Source organism: Microbacterium sp. 1154 (genome assembly GCF_031455375.1).
Classification (GTDB): Bacteria; Actinomycetota; Actinomycetes; order Actinomycetales; family Microbacteriaceae; genus Microbacterium.
The window spans coordinates 79465-97155 of the sequence record NZ_JAVDSN010000004.1 but is presented as its reverse complement, the minus strand read 5'-3'; the positions used below and the strand labels follow the sequence as shown (position 1 = coordinate 97155).

Genomic DNA, 17691 nt, shown 5'->3' with positions numbered 1-17691 from the left:
GCACATGGCAGAGATCGCTTCGTCCGCGCCGCCGCCGTCCTCTTTGCGACGCCTGGTTCCGCGCATCTTCTCGCGCGCCGCCCGTCGCGACGACGTCGACAAGCTGCTGCGCACGGTGCGCACGCACCATCCCAAGGGCGACCTGGCCATCATCGAGCGGGCCTACGCCGTCGCAGACAAGGCGCACGACGGACAGAAACGTCAGAGCGGCGAGCCGTACATCACGCACCCGCTCGCGGTGGCGCAGATCCTCGCCGAGCTCGGATTGGGGCCGAAGGCGATCGCCGCGGCCCTGCTGCACGACACCGTCGAAGACACGGGGTACCCCCTCGACGAACTCGCCGCGGACTTCGGCGACGAGGTTGCGATGCTCGTCGACGGCGTGACCAAGCTCGACAAGGTCAAGTACGGCGACAGCGCACAGGCCGAGACCGTGCGCAAGATGATCGTGGCGATGTCGAAAGACATCCGCGTGCTGCTCATCAAACTCGCCGACCGCCTGCACAATGCGCGCACCTGGGGTTTCGTGCCCCCGCACAAGGCGGCGAAGAAGGCGACCGAGACGCTCGAGATCTACGCGCCTCTCGCGCATCGCCTCGGCATCCAGGCGATCAAGAGCGAACTCGAGGATCTCTCGTTCGCGGTGATGCACCCCAAGCTCTACGCCGAGATCGACAGCCTGGTCAAGCAGCGCACGCCCCAGCGCGAGCAGTACGTCCAGAACGTCATCGACGCCGTCGACGCGGACCTGCGCGAACTGCGTGTCCGCGGCCGCGTGATGGGCCGACCGAAGCAGCTGTACTCCGTGTACCAGAAGATGGTCGTCCGAGGTCGCGAGTTCGACGACATCTACGACCTCATCGGCATCCGGATCCTCGTCGGCACCGTCCGCGATTGCTACGCCGTGCTCGGTGCCATCCATGCGCGCTGGACGCCGCTGCCGGGGCGCTTCAAGGACTACATCGCGACGCCCAAGTTCAACCTGTACCAGTCGCTGCACACCACGGTCATCGGACCGGGCGGACGCACGGTCGAGATCCAGATCCGCACGCACGAGATGCACCAGCAGGCGGAGTTCGGCGTCGCCGCGCACTGGAAGTACAAGGAGCGGATGGCGGGCGGCAAGGCCGACGCTAAGGCCGTCGACGCCGACATGGCGTGGATCGCGCACATCTCGGACTGGCAGGCCGAGACCGCCGACCCGGGGGAGTTCCTCGACTCGCTGCGTTTCGAGATCGGCGCGAAAGAGGTCTACGTCTTCACGCCCAAGGGCCGTGTGGTCGGGCTTCCGACGGGCGCGACCCCGGTCGACTTCGCCTACGCCGTGCACACCGAGATCGGTCACCGCACGATGGGCGCCAAGGTCAACGGCCGCCTCGTCCCGCTCGAGTCGACGCTGCAGAGCGGCGATGTCGTCGAAGTCTTCACTTCGAAGAACCCCGACGCGGGCCCCAGCCAGGACTGGCTCGGCTTCGTCAAGAGCACGCGCGCGCGCAACAAGATCCGCGGGTGGTTCACCAAGGAGCGTCGCGAAGAGGCCATCGAGCAGGGCAAGGATTCGATCGCGCGTGCCATGCGCCGCCAGAACCTGCCCCTGCAGCGTCTGATGAGCCAGGACTCGTTCACCGAGGTCGCGCGGCTCTTCCACTACGAGGACGTCTCCGCCCTCTACGCCGCCGTCGGCGAGGGTCACGTCTCGACGCAGTCGGTCATCGAGAAGGTCACCGCGCTCGTCAACGTCGAAGAGACGAACACCGGTCCCATCGACATCCCCGTCGGCCGCAGCCGTGCTCCGCGCGGTGGCGACTCAGGCGTGCTCGTGCGCGGAGCCCCCGACATCCTCGTGAAACTCGCGAAGTGCTGCACCCCCGTGCCGGGCGATGAGATCGTCGGCTTCGTGACGCGCGGGAGCGGCGTCTCGGTTCACCGTGGCGACTGCACCAACGTCAAGGCGCTGAAAGAAGAGCCCGACCGCCTCATCGACGTGGAGTGGGCTCCGACCACCAAGAGCGTGTTCCTCGTGCAGATCCAGGTCGAGGCCCTCGACCGTTCGGGCTTGCTCAGCGACGTCACCCGCGTGCTCAGCGAGCATCACGTCAACATCCTCTCGGCCACCGTGTCGACGACGAACGACCGCCTCGCCCTCAGCAAGTTCGTGTTCGAGATGGGCGACACCGTGCATCTCGACCGCGTCCTCAACGCCGTACGGCGCATCGACGCCGTCTACGACGTGTACCGCGTCACCTCGTCGTAGCCGCCGCGATCACCCTCGGAGGTCACGCTCGCCAGAAGCGCCGTCCCTCTCCGCCCGTACGGGAAGGTCGGATGCCGGGCGAGCCAGGCCTCTGCGTCCCGTCGCACCCGGGAGTCGGATGCCGCCCATGCCAGCGCTGTGGCACGTTGCTGCACATCGTCGGACCGGGCGAGGTCGGCCAGAGTCCGCCCCGGTGTGCTGAGGTGGATGCCGCCGAGCGTCACCGTGTCCTCGGTCGGCAAGCGCACGTCGTGGAAAACCACACGCGTCGCATTGTGCGCGCGCGAGCGCGTGGTCGCCACGCGTTGGAGATGGTGCCTCGCCGGCTCGGCTGGCATCCCCCCGTGCACCCATGCGGCCGTCGCCCGTACCCCGGCCCAACGATCTCCGAGGAGCGGCAGAAGGCTCCGAGCGCGCATCCACGACGTCTCGGCCGCGTCGGCGGGCATGAACCCCTCGCCGAGAGGCACCAGCACCCCGTCGAGGCACGCGGCGCTCAGTTCGCTCGCCGCGAGACGTTCACCGGGGAAGAACAGAAAGGGCGACACCATCCCGTCAGTGTGACGGGGCGGTGCCGCCCGTGACGGCCGAAACCGTCGATCTGTGGAGAACCGGTCAGCCGCCGAGGGCGCGGAGCCAGGTGCGTCGCGCTTCGAGCGCCTCGGAGGCCTGGGCCGCCGCACGCTTGTCGCCGCGCGACTCCGCGTCGGCGAGCTCGGCCTCGAGCTTGTCGATCGCGTCGGTCAGCTGACGCGTCATGTCGTTGGCGCGCGCCTTCTGCTCGGGATCGTTGCGCTTCCAATCGGCGTCTTCGCGCGTGCGCACGCTCTGCTCGATCTTGCGGAGCTCGTCGTCGAGGACGCGCTCCTTGTCGCGCGGGAAGATGCGGCCGATCTCGTCCCACTCGCGCTGGATGGCGGTCAGCTTCTGGCGAGCGGTCGCGAGGTTCTTCTCGTCGACGATCGGGGCCGCCTTCTCGAGAAGGGCGCGCTTCTGCTCGATCTTCTCCTTCGAGGCCTCGGCATCGGCGGACTCGCGCTCGATGCGCGCACCGTAGAGCGCGTCACCCGCGGCCTTGAACCGCGCCCACAGCGCGTCGTCGACCTTGCGGCCGGCGCGGCCCGACGCCTTCCACGCGTCGAGGAGGTCACGGTAGGCCCCGATACCGTCTTCGCCGCGCGGTGCGAGGGCCTCGGCACGCTCCACGAGACGCGTCTTGGCCTCACGGGCGGACTTGTGGGTCTCGTCCAGCGACGAGAAGAACTCGCGGCGGTGACGGTCCACGGTGGCACGGGCGTCGCGGAAACGACGCCACAGCTGCTGAGCGGTCGACTTCGACAGACGGGGGCCGTTCTGCTGGTGCGCCTGCCACCGGTCGAACAAGGCCGTCATATCGGCGGTCATCTGCTTCCACTGCACCGTCTGCGGGTCGCGGGCGGCAAGGGCCTCGGCCTCTTCGACGATCGTCGTGCGCTCACGGACGGCTTCTTCAGTGGCCTGCTTGGCGGCGGCGGCCTCGGTCTCGCTCGCCTCGGCGAGCTCGGACGTGAGGGCGTCCAGACGAGCGACGAGGGCGGCGAGGTCGCCCACGGCGGCGGCACCGTCGAGCTTGCCGCGGAGGGTCTTCGCCGTCGAGCGGAGGTCGGATGCCGAAGCACCACCGCGACGGTGACGGGTCTCGAGCAGCGTGACCTCGGCGGCGAGATCCGAGAACTTGCGCTGGTAGTAAGCGAGCGCCTCGGCGGGCGTGCCGTCGGGGTACTGACCCACGACGCGCCAGTCGTCGCCCTCGCGGACCGAGACGGTTCCTTCGTCGTCGACGCGACCCCAGGGCTGGGTGGTCGAGGTGGACGCGGTCTTGCCGGGGGGCGGTCCCGGGATGCGGGCACCCGGCCGCGGGGCGGCGGGCTGCGCGACGGTCGGCTGCGCAACGGACGCCTCGACCTCGGTGCCGGACGGATCGGCCTCGACGGACGCGTCGCCCTCGGCGGGTGCGTCGCCCTCGGCGGGTGCGGCGTCCGGAGCATCGGCGACGTCGGCCTCGGTGGAGGGCGAGGACTCAGCGGCATCCGTCGGCTCGGCACTCGTCGCATCGTCGGCGGGGGCCTCGTCGGCGGGGGCGCCGTCGGTGGGAGCATCCAGGGGCGAGGAAGCGTCGGTCTCCGCCTCGACCGAGGTCGTGGCGGTGGGATCGACCTCGGCGGGGCTCGCGTCGTCGCGCGGGTCGGAGGTCTCGGGAGTGGGGACGGAAGTCACGGGTAGCACCTCATCGCGGCAGAACCGCCTGGGGGAGAAGGACTCTCCGAGCCTAGTACGCGCGACCCCGTCGACACAGGATCGAGGCACGCGCATCGCCGCGCGGTCGTTCCGGCGACGCCACGCGAGAGGTCAGGGGGTGCTCGACTCCGACGGCAGGGGCGCGGGGATCTCGGTCGGGACGGGCGTCGCGGGGGCCTCCGTCGGCGAGGGCGACGGCTCCGGTGCGCCCGGACCCGCCACGAAGTAGGCGGTCTGCACGCCGACGGCGCCGGCGATCACGACGAGGCCGACGACGAGGCCGATCAGGTTGTCGCGCGTGCGGCGACGCCCCTGACGCTCGTGGAGCTCGAGTCGTGCCTGGTAGGCGCGAGCACGCTCGCGCTGCTCCCGCGTCTGCCGGTCTTTTCCGCGCGCCGCCACATCGACCTCCTCCGCCCGTCCGGGCACGTCGATCCTACAAAGAGCCGTCGCGCGGCCCGGATCAGCGCTCACGGAGTCGGTGTCGGAGGCCGCGGTTAGCCTGGAGAGGTGACCCCTTCCTCCGCTCTCTTCCAGGGCCAGACGCCGCTCGCGGTGCGCATGCGCCCCGTGAGCCTCGACGAGGTCGCCGGCCAGGGGCATCTGCTGCGACCCGGGTCACCGCTCGTCACCCTCGCCACGACCGACTCCTCGGCATCCGTCACCGCCGCCTCGGTCATCCTGTGGGGCCCTCCGGGCACGGGCAAGACGACGCTCGCCCAGGCGATCGCACGGTCGTCGGGACGCCGCTTCGTCGAGCTGTCCGCGATCACGGCGGGCGTGAAGGACGTGCGCGAGGTCATGCAAGAAGCGCTCACGCAGCGCGACCTGTACGGGCAGTCGACGATCCTCTTCCTCGACGAGATCCACCGCTTCACCAAAGCCCAGCAGGACGCCCTGTTGCCGGGTGTCGAGAACGGCTGGGTCGTGTTGATCGCCGCGACGACCGAGAACCCCTCGTTCTCGGTCATCTCGCCGCTGCTGTCGCGATCTCTGCTGCTCACCCTCCGCCCGCTCGGCGACGACGACCTGGGCGCCCTCGTGGACCGTGCCGTGGCGGACCCGCGCGGCCTGGCGGGTCGCGTCGTGCTCGAAGACGAAGCGCGAGCCGCTCTGGTGCGTCTGGCCTCCGGCGACGCGCGCCGCGCTCTCACCGCCCTCGAAGCGGCGGCCTCGGTCGCGGGCGACGACGGAGCCGTCGCGGAGCCCGCCGCCGACAGCGGCGAAGACGAGGACGACGAAGACGACGAGCAGGACCCCGGGCCGTTCCCGGACGACGGGGGAGAGCTCCCCGTGATCACCCCCGAGCACATCGCCCAGGCCGTCGACCGGGCGCTGCTGCGTTACGACCGTCAAGGCGACGAGCATTACGACGTCATCAGCGCATTCATCAAGTCGGTGCGGGGTTCGGATCCGGATGCCGCGATCCACTACCTGGCACGCATGATCGAGGCGGGGGAGGACCCCCGCTTCATCGCGCGCCGCCTGGTGATCTCCGCCGCGGAGGACATCGGGATGGCCGACCCTCAAGCCCTGCAGATCGCGGTCGCCGCGGCGGACGCTGTCGCCTTCATCGGCATGCCCGAGGGACGCATCCCCCTCGCCGAGGCCACGATCTATCTCGCCACCACCGCGAAGTCGAACGCCGCCTACAACGCCATCAACGCGGCGATCGCGGATGTGCGTGCCGGCGGTTTCGGACGCGTGCCGATGCACCTGCGCGATGCGCACTACCCGGGAGCCAAGCGCCTGGGGCACGGCAAGGGGTACAAGTACGCGCACGACAGCGAGATCGGCATCGTGGCGCAGCAGTACCTGCCCGACGAACTGCGGGGCAAGCGCTACTACGAGCCCACGAATCACGGCACCGAGCGTGATGTCTCGGCCCGCTTGGAGAAGATCAGGCGCATCCTCGACGGGAAGTGAACGCTCAGCGGGTACCCACGGGTGGCTCTGCTAGCATGAACCGGCTCGAAACAGGGTTTTCGGGCATCCCCTCCTTCCTGTGATCACCTTCCGGTGCGCCCCGGCGTGCGCTTCGGATCGGGCGGAAGGGGGCGATACGCCCGTGAGCCGTGAAAGGCGCGGCCACGTCATCGGAAGGAGAACTTCGTGACCACGAAGTCTCAGGACCGCCGCAAGGTGCGTCTGTCGCGCGCCCTCGGCGTCGCGCTCACCCCCAAGGCCGCCCGCTACCTCGAGAAGCGTCCCTACGCTCCCGGCGAGCACGGCCGCACCAAGCGCAAGGCCGACAGCGACTACGCCGTCCGTCTGCGTGAGAAGCAGCGTCTGCGCGAGCAGTACGGCATCCGCGAGAAGCAGCTGCGCATCGCGTTCAACGAGGCCCGCCGCACCGACGGCCTGACCGGTGAGAACCTGGTCGAGCTGCTCGAGATGCGTCTGGACGCCCTCGTCGTGCGTTCGGGCTTCGCCCGCACCACCGCGCAGGCTCGCCAGCTCGTCGTGCACCGCCACATCCTGGTCGACGGCCAGCTCGTGGACCGCCCGTCGTTCCGCGTGAAGCCGGGTCAGCAGATCCACGTCAAGCCGAAGAGCGAGGGCCTCGAGCCCTTCCAGGTCGCCGCCGCCGGTGGGCACGCCGAAGTGCTGCCCCCCGTTCCGGGCTACCTCGAGGTCGACCTCTCGACGCTGCAGGCGAAGCTCGTTCGTCGCCCCAAGCGTGCCGAGGTGCCCGTCACGTGTGACGTGCAGCTCGTCGTCGAGTACTACGCCGCCCGCTGATCTCAGCGAGCACGGAAGGGCGTCGGGTTCTCCCGGCGCCCTTTCTGGTGTTCGAAGGGCGTTCTCGCGCGGCCCGTCTCGTCGCCGATGTCGGAGAGACGCGCGCACGTCGGATGGCCGCGGCGTGAATCTCCGACGAACGAGCGAATCTCCGACGTGCGCGACGTCGCGCGCGCCCCGGGGGCCCTCGCCTACGATGGGGGGATGCCGCGACCGCGGCGTCGTATCGAGGAAGAAGTGGTGATCGTGAGAAGCCTCGTCTGGTTCGCGTTGGGCATCGTCGGCGGTTTCGTCGCCGCCCACCTCGTCAACAAGGACCCCCGTGGGCAGGAGGTGCTCGCGCAGCTCGATTCCCGCATCGGCGAGTTCACCGATCGCATGAGCGACGCCTACCACGCGCAGGAGACGCGCCTCTCCGAGATCATCGACGACGCGAAGAACGTCGCGTCCTCCGTGGCCGAGAAGACCTCCGACGCCGCCGACGACGCCGCCCGCGTCGTCGAGAAGACCGCTTCCTCCTCCGACTGACCCCCTCCGGCCTCCCGTCCCCACCCGTGGGGCGGATCCGCATGCGTACGGAAAGACCCGCCATGAAAACCGCCGAGATCGCCCAGCGCTTCCTCGACTTCTTCGAGAAGAAGAACCACACGATCGTCCCCTCGGCCTCGCTCGTCACCGACGACCCGGCCCTGCTGTTCACCGTGGCGGGCATGGTGCCCTTCATCCCGTACCTCAGCGGGGTCGTCCCCCCGCCGTATCCGCGCGCCGCGGACGTGCAGAAGTGCATCCGCACCAACGACATCGAAGAGGTCGGCAAGACCCCGCGTCACGGCACCTTCTTCCAGATGCTCGGCAACTGGTCGTTCGGCGACTACTTCAAGGAAGACGCGATCCGCTACGCGTGGGAACTGCTGACGGCGCCGGAGTCGGAGGGCGGCCTCGCGTTCGACCCCGAGGACCTCTGGGTCACGGTCTACGAAGAGGATGACGAAGCGCGCGACCTCTGGTTGCAGCTCAGTTCCCTGCCCGAGGAGCGCATCCAGCGCCTGGGTAAGGACACGAACTACTGGTCGACCGGCCTGCCCGGCCCCGCCGGTCCCTGCTCGGAGATTTTCTTCGACCGCGGTCCCGAGTACGGCATCGACGGCGGCCCCGCCACCGACGACGACCGCTATGTCGAGATCTGGAACCTCGTGTTCATGCAGTACGAGATCACGAACGTGCGCTCGAAGTACGACTTCGACATCGTCGGCGAACTCCCCGCGAAGAACATCGACACCGGCATGGGCCTCGAGCGCATCGCGTTCATCAAGCAGGGCGTCGACAACATGTACGAGACCGACCAGGTGCGCCCCGTGCTCGACCTGGCGGCCTCTCTCGCCGGCAAGGCCTACGGTCAGGAGTCGCACGACGACGACGTGCGCCTGCGCATCGTCGCCGACCACGTGCGCTCCTCGCTCATGCTGCTGGCCGACGGCGTGACGCCCTCGAACGAGGGCCGGGGCTACATCCTGCGCCGCATCATGCGCCGCGCGATCCGCTCGATGCGCCTGCTCGGCGTCGAGGGCGCAACCTTCCCCGAGCTCTTCGCCGCCTCGCGCGACGCAATGAAGGAGTCGTACCCCGAGGTCGAGGCCGACTACGCCCGCCTCTCGGCGTACGCGATCGCCGAGGAGCAGACGTTCCTCCGGACGCTCGCGGCCGGTTCCGCCATCCTCGACCAGTCGGTGGTCGAGACCAAGAACGGCGGGGGAACGACGCTGTCGGGCTCGGAGGCCTTCCTCCTGCACGACACCTACGGCTTCCCCATCGACCTGACGCTGGAGATTGCCGAAGAAGCGGGGCTCACCGTCGACCGCGGCGCCTTCGATCAGCTGATGCTCGAGCAGCGCACACGCGCCAAGGCTGACGCCCGCGCCCGCAAGGGCACGATTGCCGACCAGAGCGCCTACCGCGAATTCCGGGCCCACGGCGAGACCGTCTTCACCGGTTACACCGAGATGCAGACGGAATCGCGGGTGCTCGGCATCCTGATCCAGGGTGTCGGGACCGACCGGGCGTCCGAGGGCCAGATCGCCGAGGTGATCCTCGCTGAGACCGCGCTGTACGCCGAGTCGGGTGGCCAGGTCGCCGACAAGGGCGTCATCGTCGGCCCCGGCTACGAGCTCGAGGTGCTCGACGTGCAGCGTCCCGTCCCGGGCCTGGTGAGCCACACCGTCGAGGTGACGACCGGCGAGGTCTCTGTCGGCGCTCCCGCCACCACCGTGGTCGACGCGCTCAACCGGCACGCAGCCCAGCAGGCGCACACCGCGACCCACCTGGTGCACGCGGCGATCCGCGACACGCTCGGCAAAACGGCGACGCAGACCGGTTCGCTCAACCGCGCGGGCTACATGCGCTTCGACTTCAGCTGGGGTTCGGCGCTCTCGCCCGAGACCCGCACCGAGATCGAGGACATCGCCAACAACGCGGTGCGCGACAACCTCGAGGTCACCACGCGCGTCATGTCGCTCGACGAGGCGAAAGCCGCCGGCGCCATGGCGCTGTTCGGCGAGAAGTACGGCGACACCGTACGCATGGTCGACATCGGCGGGCCGTGGTCGCGCGAGCTCTGCGGCGGCACGCACGTGTCGCGCAGCGCCGAGATCGGCCTGGTCAACCTCGTGGGCGAGCAGTCGGTCGGCGCCTCGAACCGGCGCGTGGAGGCCCTCGTCGGCCTCGACGCCTTCCGCGACCTCGCCGCCGAGCGTGCGATCGTCTCGCAGCTCAGCTCGAGCCTGAAGACGCCCCGCGAGCAGTTGCCCACGCGCATCGCCGAGCTGGCCGCGAGCCTCAAGGCCGCGGAGAAGAAGATCGCCGCCTTCGAGGCGCAGGCCCTCACCGGTCGTCTGCCGCAGCTGGTGGAGTCGGCCGTGGCAGTCGGTGCCGTGCGCGTGGTAGCCCAGAGCCTGGGGGAGGGCGCCTCGGCCGACGATGTACGCTCGCTCGCGCTGCAGGTGCGGGACCGCCTGGGCAGCGACCCCGCGGTCGTCGCTCTCGCGAGCGTCGCCAGCGGACGCGCCACGGTCGTCGTCGTCACGAACGACGCCGCGCGCGAACGGGGCCTCGCCGCGGGCGCACTCGCCAAGTCGGCCGCGAGTGTGCTCGGCGGCGGTGGCGGCGGTCGTCCCGATGTCGCGCAGGGCGGAGGGACGGATGCCGCGGCCCTGCCGCAGGCGCTCGGGGGAATCGTCTCCGACGTGCGGACGACGATCGCGTGACGGCGTTCCGGCGCGGCATCCGGTTCGGGATCGACGTCGGGCGCGCCCGCGTGGGTGTGGCTCGGTCGGACCCGGACGGGGTGCTCGCCGTTCCCGTCGAGACGGTGCCCCGCAAGGGCGAGCCGATCCGGCGCATCGCCGCCCTGGCGGCCGAGTACGACGCCTTCGAAGTTCTGGTGGGGTTGCCGCTGAACCTCCGTGGTGAGGACACGCCCTCGACGACCGACGCGAGAACCTTCGCCGCGGCATTGGCCGAGGCCCTCCCGATGCCGGTCCGTCTGGTCGACGAGCGGTTGAGCACCGTCTCGGCGCACAGTGTTCTGCGCGAAGCAGGGCGTTCCCAGCGGGATTCTCGTAGCATTGTGGACCAAGTCGCCGCTGTGGTCCTTCTGCAGCAGGCGCTCGAAGTGGAGCGACAGTCCGGCGAGCCGGCCGGACCCGCCGTCACACCGGGACAGGAGCCCGCCTGACATGCCCGAGAACCAGTCCCCCGAGAACGATCCCTTCGCGGATCTCTACGGTCGCCTTCCCGACCCGCGCACCGGCGCGCGCTCCTTCCGCGGCTCGGCCGCCGAGGACGACGCCGCCCCGCCGACGCGTCGCGCGGCCCGCGAGGCGCGTCGCGCGGCGACCGCCGCCACGCCGATCACCCCGGGTGACGACGCCGCCGAGAACGCTCCGGCAGCCCCCGCGGCCGACCCGACGGCCGCCCCGCGCGCCGAATCGTCGTCGGCCGATCGCGCGCCATTCCGCCCGACCGAGGCGACACCGCCGCCGCGCGCCGCGATCGACGAACCGACGGTCCTCCCGGCCGCGCCCGCGGTTTCGCCCCGCACCGAGACGTCCGGTTTCCCCTCGGCTCCGGCCGCCGCGCCCACGGGGCGCCGCCGCGACGACGACACCCCGCCCCCACGCCGTGCCGGCGGCGAGGTCGCGCCCGGTCCCCGCCGCGCTCCGTCTCCCGCCGCTCCGCCCGCCCGCGATACACAGTCCGCCGCCTGGCAGGCCGCCGCCCGCCGTGCGGACGTTCCCCGCTCCGCCCCCGAGTCGCGTCGCACCGAGCCGGCGCGCGACCGCGAGCCCGCCCTCGTCGGCGCCGGGGTCGGTACGGCCGCCGCTGCATCCGCCACGACCGGCACCGCGGCATCCGGATCCCTCGAAGACCTCTTCACCGGTGAGACCACCACGCAGCAGATCGGCTGGGCGCCGCAGAAGCCCCCGAAGCGGCGCCGGCGTGTCGGCCGCTGGATCGCTCTCGCTGTCGTGCTGCTGCTCGTCGGCGGTGTCGCCGGCGGCGGCTTCGCCCTGTGGAACACCTACGGCGAACGGATCCAGGCGTTCCTCGGCAACGGCGAGCCCCTCGACTACGAAGCGGGGCAGGCGACCGGTGAAGCGCGCGTCACCATCGTGTCCGGCGACACGGGGCAGTCCGTCTCACCGAAGCTGTTCGAGGCGGGGGTCACGAAGGCCTCCAACTCGCTCTACAAGTACATGGTCGACAACGCCGTCGCGTTCACGTTCCAGCCCGGGGTCTACAAACTGCAGCAGCAGATGACGTCCGAAGCCGTGATCGCCGCATTGCGCGACCCGGCGAACCGTCTCGACAACTCCGTGCAGCTGCGCGAGGGACTCACCCTCACGCAGTCTCTCGACGTCATCTCGGAACAGACCGGCATCGCGCGCGCCGATCTCGACGCGGCCGTCGCCACCCCCGCGACCTACGGGGTGTCGGCCTCGACCCTCGAGGGGTGGATCTTCCCCGCCACCTACGACTTCGATGAGGGCGTCACCGCCCAACAGGTCATCGACCGCATGGTGAAGCGCACGATCGAATCGCTCGACAAGGCGGGTGTCGCCCCAGACGACCGGGAGCGCATCCTCACGATCGCCTCGATCATCGAGCGCGAGGCCCGCAGCAGCGAGGACTTCTACAAGGTCTCGCGCGTGATCGAGAATCGCCTACAACCCGACAACACCGAGACCCACGGTCTGCTGCAGATGGACTCCACCGCCCAGTACGGTGCGAACGAACTCGACGCGGGAGCCTCGTCGTCGAGCGCGAACGCTCTGAACAGCGACAACCCGTACAACACGTACAAGTACCCGGGTCTTCCGGTCGGGCCGATCGCCAACGCCGGAGACCTCGCGATCGACGCCGCGATGCACCCGGTCGACGGCCCCTGGTACTACTTCACGACGGTGAACCTCGCGACGGGCGAGACGGTGTTCTCGACGTCCTACGCCGATCAAGAGAAGGCTGTGGCGCAGTTCCAGCAGTGGTGCCGCGAGAACCCGAACGGCGGATGCTGACCGGCCCTCGCCGCCTGGCCGTCTGGGGCGACCCGATCGCGCACTCGCGGTCGCCCCGGCTGCACGCGGCCGCATACGGCGTGCTCGGTCTCGACTGGGAGTACGGACGGCGCCGGGTCGACGAAGCGGGATTCGTCCCCGCGCTCGAGGAGTTGGATGCCGACTGGCGCGGCCTCTCGCTCACCATGCCGCTCAAGAACGCCGCCGCTCGCGCCGCCGACGCGCTCGACGACGATGCGCGCCTCACCGGTGCGGTCAACACCGTGTTGCTCGACGGGAGCGGACGCCGCGGGTTCAACACCGACGTGGGGGGCCTGGCCCGCGCCCTCGACGAGTTCGGGGTGCGCGACCCCGCGGCCATCCGGGTCCTCGGCGCCGGAGCGACCGCGACCTCCGCGGTGGTCGCCGCCGCCCGCGCGGGAGCCGAAGTGATCGAGGTGCGCGCGCGGCGGACCGGGGCGGCCGCGCCGATCCTCCTTCTCGCCGACGCGTTGGGCGTCGACGTGCGGGTCGTCGCCCTCGACGACCCGACGATCTCGCCGGTGGACGCCACCATCGCGGCCCTGCCCGGCGGCACCGACCTCGGACGCGTCGCCGATGACCTGGCATCCCACTCCGGTCCGCTCGTCGACGTCGTGTACGGAGGCTGGCCGACACCGCTCGCGCAGGCGTGGGAGCGCGCCGGCGGCGAGGCCCACGACGGGCTCGGCATGCTGCTGCATCAGGCCCTGCTGCAGGTGCGCGTCTTCGTCGGGGGAGACCCCGCGGTCGCCCTGGAGCGCGAGCCCAAGGTGCTGGCCGCAATGCGCACCGCGCTCGTGGGAGACTAGATCCATGCTTCGCGTTCTCACCGCCGGCGAGTCCCACGGCCCCGAGCTGGTCGCCCTCATGGAAGGGATGCCGGCCGGCGTCCCCATCTCTTCGGCGCAGATCCGCGCCGAACTGGCGCGCCGTCGCCTGGGCTACGGCCGCGGTTCGCGCATGAAGTTCGAAGAGGACGAGCTGTCGCTCTCGACCGGCATCGTGCACGGCTTCACGATCGGCAGCCCCATCGCCCTGCGCATCGGCAACACCGAGTGGCCGAAGTGGACCGAGGTCATGAGCCCCGAGCCGGTCGAGCTCTCCGACCGCTCGCGGGGCCGCGGAGCCGCCCTGACGCGCCCGCGTCCCGGTCACGCCGACCTCGTCGGCATGCAGAAGTACGGTTTCGACGAGGCCCGCCCGATCCTCGAGCGCGCCTCGGCCCGCGAGACGGCGGCGCGCGTGGCCCTGGGCGCCATCGCCCGGTCGTTCCTCGGCGAGCTCGGCATCCGCCTGGTGAGCCACACGCTCTCGATCGGCCCCGTGCGCGTTCCCGACGACGCGGAGTTCCCGACCCCCGACGACGTCGACCGTCTCGACGCCGATCCGCTGCGCTGCTTCCACGCCGAGACGAGTGCCGCGATGGTGGCCGAGGTCGACGACGCGAAGAAGTCCGGCGACACCCTCGGCGGTGTCGTCGAAGTCCTCGCCTACGGCCTTCCGCCGGGGCTCGGCTCCCACGTGCAGTGGGACCGCCGATTGGATGCCAAGCTCGCCCAGGCCCTCATGAGCATCCAGGCGATCAAGGGCGTCGAGGTCGGCGACGGCTTCCTCACCACGACCCGCCGCGGCTCCCAGGCGCACGACGAGCTGTTCGCCACCGGTGACGGCATCACGCGGTCGTCGGATCGCGCGGGCGGCACCGAGGGCGGCATGTCCACCGGGACCGTGCTGCGCGTACGCGCCGGCATGAAGCCGATCGCGACGATCCCGAAGGCCCTCCGCACGGTCGACGTGGCGACCGGCGACACCGCCGCCGCGCACCACCAGCGTTCGGACGTCTGCGCGGTTCCGGCCGCAGGCGTCGTGGCCGAGGCCATGGTCGCCATCACCCTCGCCGACGCCGTGCTCGAGAAGTTCGGGGGCGACAACATCGTCGAGACCCGTCGCAACGTTCAGACCTACCTCGCGAACCTGCCCGAGACGCTGCGCACGACCGACGCGTCCGACGCGGCGCTCCTCGCGCATGACCTCGCCTGAGGCGCCGACCGCGAGTGCGGCGATCGTTCTCGTCGGACCGATGGGAGCGGGCAAGACCAGCATCGGCCGCCGGGTGGCGCGGGCGCTGGGGGTGCCCTTCAGCGACACCGACAAGATCGTCGTCCGCGACCACGGCCCGATCCCGGCGCTGTTCGCCGACCACGGCGAGCCGCACTTCCGCACGCTCGAGCGCGAGGCCGTCGTCGAGGCCCTGGGCCGGGGCGGCGTCGTGGCGCTCGGCGGGGGAGCCGTGCTCGACCCGCTGACGCGCGACCGCCTGCGCGTGCACCGCGTCGCTCTGCTGACCGTCGCGCCGCACGTCGTGGCATCCCGGATCCACGGCGACGAGCGTCCGTTGCTGGGAGGGGAAGACCCCGTCGCGCGCTGGCAGCGCATCTTCGACGAACGACGGCCCGTGTACGAGCAGACCGCCGACATCGCATTCGACACCTCGTCGGGCCCGCTCGCGCGGGTCGTCGACGACATCGTGGCCTGGGCACGCCGTGTGCCGGCCGGAGAGACGGCATGACCGACACCACCACCATCAGCGTCGCCGGAGACCCCGGCTACGACATCACCATCGGACGGGGCCTTCTCGCCACGCTCGGCGAGACCCTGCCCGCGGGTGCCCAGAAGGTGCTGGTGGTCCACCCGCCGACGCTCGCGAAGCAGGCCGAAGAGCTGCGCGCCCAGCTCATGGGCGATCGTCAGGTGCTGCTCGCCGAGATCCCCGATGCCGAAGCCGGAAAGCGCGTGGAAGTCGCGGCGTTCTGCTGGCAGGTGATGGGGCAGGCCGATTTCACCCGTACCGATGTCGTCGTCGGTTTCGGCGGGGGAGCGGTGACCGACCTGGCCGGCTTCGTGGCGGCGACATGGCTGCGCGGCGTCGCCCTCGTGCAGGTTCCGACGACCGTCCTGGGGATGGTGGATGCCGCTGTCGGCGGCAAGACCGGCATCAACACCGCCGAGGGGAAGAACCTCGTCGGCGCGTTCTGGCCGCCGGTCGCCGTGGTGTGCGACCTCGACCTGCTCGACACGCTGTCGAGGAACGAAGCGACCGCCGGGTTCGCCGAAGTGGTCAAGGCGGGCTTCATCTGGCATCCCGAGATCCTCGATCTGATCGAGGCCGATCCGGAGGGGATCGTGAATCCCCGTGGAGACGGCTTCCGCCGCTGCGTCGAGCTCGCGATCGACATGAAGGCGCGCGTGGTCGGCGAGGACCTGCGCGAAGCGGGCCTTCGTGAGGTGCTGAACTACGGCCACACCCTCGGGCACGCGATCGAGCACGCCGAGCGGTACCGCTGGCGTCACGGTGCAGCGATCTCGGTCGGCATGGTGTTCGCCGCCGAGCTGTCACGACTCGCGGGGCGCCTCTCGGACGACGTGGCCCAGCGCCATCGCACCGTGCTGGAGTCGCTGGGACTGCCGACGACGTATCGTGCCGGGGCGTTCCAGACGCTGAAGGCCACGATGCAGCGCGACAAGAAGAGCCGCGGCAGCATGTTGCGCTTCATCGTGCTCGACGACCTCGCTCGCCCCACCGTGCTGCAAGCGCCCGACGAGTCGCTGCTGTTCGCGGCGTACCAAGAGGTCGGTGCGTGAGCACCGCCGTGCGCCGCTCGCGACGCGTTCGCGCGAGCGGGGCGGGCGCGTGAGCCTCGTCATCGTCATCGCCACGCGCTCCGGCTCAGCCGCGGGCGAGGGACGCGCGTGAGCGTCACCGTGCGTCGCGTGCGCGCGGACGAGGGCGGTCTCGTGCGTGAGCTGCGACTGCGCGCGGTGAGCGACCCGGTGGCATCCATCGCCTTCCTCACCACGCTCGACGAGGAGCTCGGACGCGACGCGGCCTTCTGGGATGAGCGGGCGGCGGGCGGCGCCGAGGGTGGAGCCGCGGCGATGTTCGTGGCGGAAGACGGCGACGCGTGGGTCGGATCGGCCACGGTGCTGGTGCGACGCACGGGCGACGTCGACCATACGGGTCGAACGCTCGGCACGGGACACGCCGACGTCGTCGGCGTGTATGTCGCGCCCGAGGCGCGGGGGAGCGGGGCGATCGACGCTCTTCTCGACGCCTGCGCGCGTTGGAGCGCCGCGCAGGGCTTCGAGACGCTTTCGCTCGACGTGCACGTCGACAATCTCCGCGCGCAGGCCGTGTATCGGCGCGCCGGGTTCGTGCCGACGGGCGAGACCTTCACGGGGCCGATCGGTGCAGAGCTCGCGATGAGCAGGTCGCTCCGCGCGCTGTGACACGGGGGCCCGCATCCGCGCTGCTAGCGTGCCTGGAATGACCACGCCCCGCCGACTCCTGCTCGTCAACGGACCGAACCTCAACCTGCTCGGCACCCGACAGCCCGAGATCTACGGCCATGACACACTGGACGACGTCGAACGTGTGACCGCCCAGGCCGCCGAGAAGCACGGTCTCGAGGTGCGCGCGATCCAGAGCAACCACGAGGGCGTGATGATCGACGCGATCCACGCCGCGCGACTCGACTGCGCCGGGATCGTCATCAACGCCGGAGGGCTGACGCACACCTCCGTCGCGTTGCGCGATGCCCTGGCATCCGTCTCGCTCCCCGTCGCCGAGGTGCACATCTCGAACATCAAGGAACGCGAGTCCTTCCGGCACTTCTCGTACATCGAAGACGTCGCCGTGGTGCACGTCATCGGCGAGGGAGTGCCCGGCTACGCCCGCGCCGTCGACCTGCTCGTCGAGGTCCTCTCGGGGCGCGCCGACGGCTGACGGCGGGGATCGCGTAGACTCTGACGTCGGGCTCTCGCCCACTT

General features: G+C 70.6%; 16 protein-coding genes. 13 read left to right on the top strand and 3 right to left on the bottom strand.

The genetic code is table 11. The features are described 5' to 3' along the window. Window positions 1-4: 4 nt before the first annotated feature. Complete coding sequence (locus tag J2X55_RS13970; RefSeq protein WP_115918539.1) at window positions 5-2254, top strand: bifunctional (p)ppGpp synthetase/guanosine-3',5'-bis(diphosphate) 3'-pyrophosphohydrolase; 2250 nt, start codon at window positions 5-7, stop codon at window positions 2252-2254. On the opposite strand, the gene J2X55_RS13965 is transcribed toward J2X55_RS13970, so the two are convergent. The 3 genes from J2X55_RS13965 to J2X55_RS13955 all read right to left on the bottom strand — a co-directional run bounded on the left by J2X55_RS13965 (window position 2224) and on the right by J2X55_RS13955 (window position 5005). Beyond that, window positions 2224-2805 (bottom strand): hypothetical protein, encoded by a 582-nt coding sequence (locus tag J2X55_RS13965; protein ID WP_115918541.1) that lies wholly within the window; start codon window positions 2803-2805, stop codon window positions 2224-2226. The genes J2X55_RS13970 and J2X55_RS13965 overlap by 31 nt on opposite strands. Before the next feature lie 64 nt (window positions 2806-2869). Beyond that, a complete protein-coding gene (locus tag J2X55_RS13960; protein ID WP_396653267.1) occupies window positions 2870-4510 on the bottom strand; it encodes a DUF349 domain-containing protein in 1641 nt (546 codons plus the stop codon). A 132-nt stretch (window positions 4511-4642) separates the two neighbouring features. After that, window positions 4643-5005, bottom strand: a complete 363-nt coding sequence (locus J2X55_RS13955; RefSeq protein ID WP_309824130.1) for a dioxygenase — start codon at window positions 5003-5005, stop codon at window positions 4643-4645. A 36-nt stretch (window positions 5006-5041) separates the two neighbouring features. Between J2X55_RS13955 and J2X55_RS13950 the strand changes: the two genes are divergently transcribed. From J2X55_RS13950 to aroQ, 12 genes are all read left to right on the top strand, one after another. Then, window positions 5042-6457, top strand: a complete 1416-nt coding sequence (locus tag J2X55_RS13950; RefSeq protein WP_309824128.1) for a replication-associated recombination protein A — start codon at window positions 5042-5044, stop codon at window positions 6455-6457. A gap of 186 nt (window positions 6458-6643) precedes the next feature. Continuing rightward, on the top strand, window positions 6644-7273 hold the full coding sequence (rpsD, locus tag J2X55_RS13945; protein ID WP_013586600.1) for a 30S ribosomal protein S4: 630 nt from the start codon (window positions 6644-6646) through the stop codon (window positions 7271-7273). A gap of 204 nt (window positions 7274-7477) precedes the next feature. Further along, window positions 7478-7801: an ATPase gene (locus J2X55_RS13940; protein ID WP_309824126.1), complete on the top strand. Its 324-nt coding sequence runs from the start codon at window positions 7478-7480 to the stop codon at window positions 7799-7801. A 62-nt stretch (window positions 7802-7863) separates the two neighbouring features. Beyond that, entirely contained in the window at window positions 7864-10533 is a 2670-nt protein-coding gene (gene alaS, locus J2X55_RS13935; RefSeq protein WP_309824124.1) for an alanine--tRNA ligase, read from the top strand. Then, window positions 10530-11003 carry a Holliday junction resolvase RuvX gene (gene ruvX / locus J2X55_RS13930; protein ID WP_115918551.1) on the top strand — a complete coding sequence of 158 codons (474 nt, stop codon included), beginning with the start codon at window positions 10530-10532 and terminating at the stop codon, window positions 11001-11003. Before alaS ends, ruvX begins: the two co-directional genes overlap by 4 nt. 1 nt (window position 11004) lies before the next feature. Continuing rightward, on the top strand, window positions 11005-12843 hold the full coding sequence (gene mltG / locus J2X55_RS13925) for an endolytic transglycosylase MltG (RefSeq protein WP_309824121.1): 1839 nt from the start codon (window positions 11005-11007) through the stop codon (window positions 12841-12843). Next, window positions 12837-13673: a shikimate dehydrogenase gene (locus tag J2X55_RS13920; protein WP_309824118.1), complete on the top strand. Its 837-nt coding sequence runs from the start codon at window positions 12837-12839 to the stop codon at window positions 13671-13673. The genes mltG and J2X55_RS13920 overlap by 7 nt, the downstream gene beginning before the upstream one ends. A gap of 4 nt (window positions 13674-13677) precedes the next feature. After that, window positions 13678-14904 carry a chorismate synthase gene (gene aroC, locus J2X55_RS13915; RefSeq protein ID WP_115918557.1) on the top strand — a complete coding sequence of 409 codons (1227 nt, stop codon included), beginning with the start codon at window positions 13678-13680 and terminating at the stop codon, window positions 14902-14904. Then, complete coding sequence (locus tag J2X55_RS13910) at window positions 14891-15433, top strand: shikimate kinase (RefSeq protein WP_309824115.1); 543 nt, start codon at window positions 14891-14893, stop codon at window positions 15431-15433. The genes aroC and J2X55_RS13910 overlap by 14 nt, the downstream gene beginning before the upstream one ends. Beyond that, a complete protein-coding gene (aroB, locus tag J2X55_RS13905) occupies window positions 15430-16506 on the top strand; it encodes a 3-dehydroquinate synthase (protein WP_309824114.1) in 1077 nt (358 codons plus the stop codon). The genes J2X55_RS13910 and aroB overlap by 4 nt, the downstream gene beginning before the upstream one ends. Window positions 16507-16614: 108 nt before the next feature. After that, on the top strand, window positions 16615-17151 hold the full coding sequence (locus J2X55_RS13900; RefSeq protein WP_309824112.1) for a GNAT family N-acetyltransferase: 537 nt from the start codon (window positions 16615-16617) through the stop codon (window positions 17149-17151). A 37-nt stretch (window positions 17152-17188) separates the two neighbouring features. Continuing rightward, window positions 17189-17647 (top strand): type II 3-dehydroquinate dehydratase, encoded by a 459-nt coding sequence (gene aroQ, locus J2X55_RS13895; RefSeq protein ID WP_309824110.1) that lies wholly within the window; start codon window positions 17189-17191, stop codon window positions 17645-17647. The last annotated feature ends 44 nt before the right edge of the window (window positions 17648-17691 follow it).

Bases quoted from the DNA above. Each gene is read 5' to 3' on its own strand.
- J2X55_RS13965 (WP_115918541.1), bottom strand. From the start codon at position 2,805: ATGGTGTCGCCCTTTCTGTTCTTCCCCGGTGAACGTCTCGCGGCGAGC.
- mltG (WP_309824121.1), top strand. From the start codon at position 11,005: ATGCCCGAGAACCAGTCCCCCGAGAACGATCCCTTCGCGGATCTCTAC.
- J2X55_RS13970 (WP_115918539.1), top strand. From the start codon at position 5: ATGGCAGAGATCGCTTCGTCCGCGCCGCCGCCGTCCTCTTTGCGACGC.
- aroQ (WP_309824110.1), top strand. From the start codon at position 17,189: ATGACCACGCCCCGCCGACTCCTGCTCGTCAACGGACCGAACCTCAAC.
- aroC (WP_115918557.1), top strand. From the start codon at position 13,678: ATGCTTCGCGTTCTCACCGCCGGCGAGTCCCACGGCCCCGAGCTGGTC.
- J2X55_RS13940 (WP_309824126.1), top strand. From the start codon at position 7,478: ATGCCGCGACCGCGGCGTCGTATCGAGGAAGAAGTGGTGATCGTGAGA.
- J2X55_RS13910 (WP_309824115.1), top strand. From the start codon at position 14,891: ATGACCTCGCCTGAGGCGCCGACCGCGAGTGCGGCGATCGTTCTCGTC.
- J2X55_RS13920 (WP_309824118.1), top strand. From the start codon at position 12,837: ATGCTGACCGGCCCTCGCCGCCTGGCCGTCTGGGGCGACCCGATCGCG.
- aroB (WP_309824114.1), top strand. From the start codon at position 15,430: ATGACCGACACCACCACCATCAGCGTCGCCGGAGACCCCGGCTACGAC.
- alaS (WP_309824124.1), top strand. From the start codon at position 7,864: ATGAAAACCGCCGAGATCGCCCAGCGCTTCCTCGACTTCTTCGAGAAG.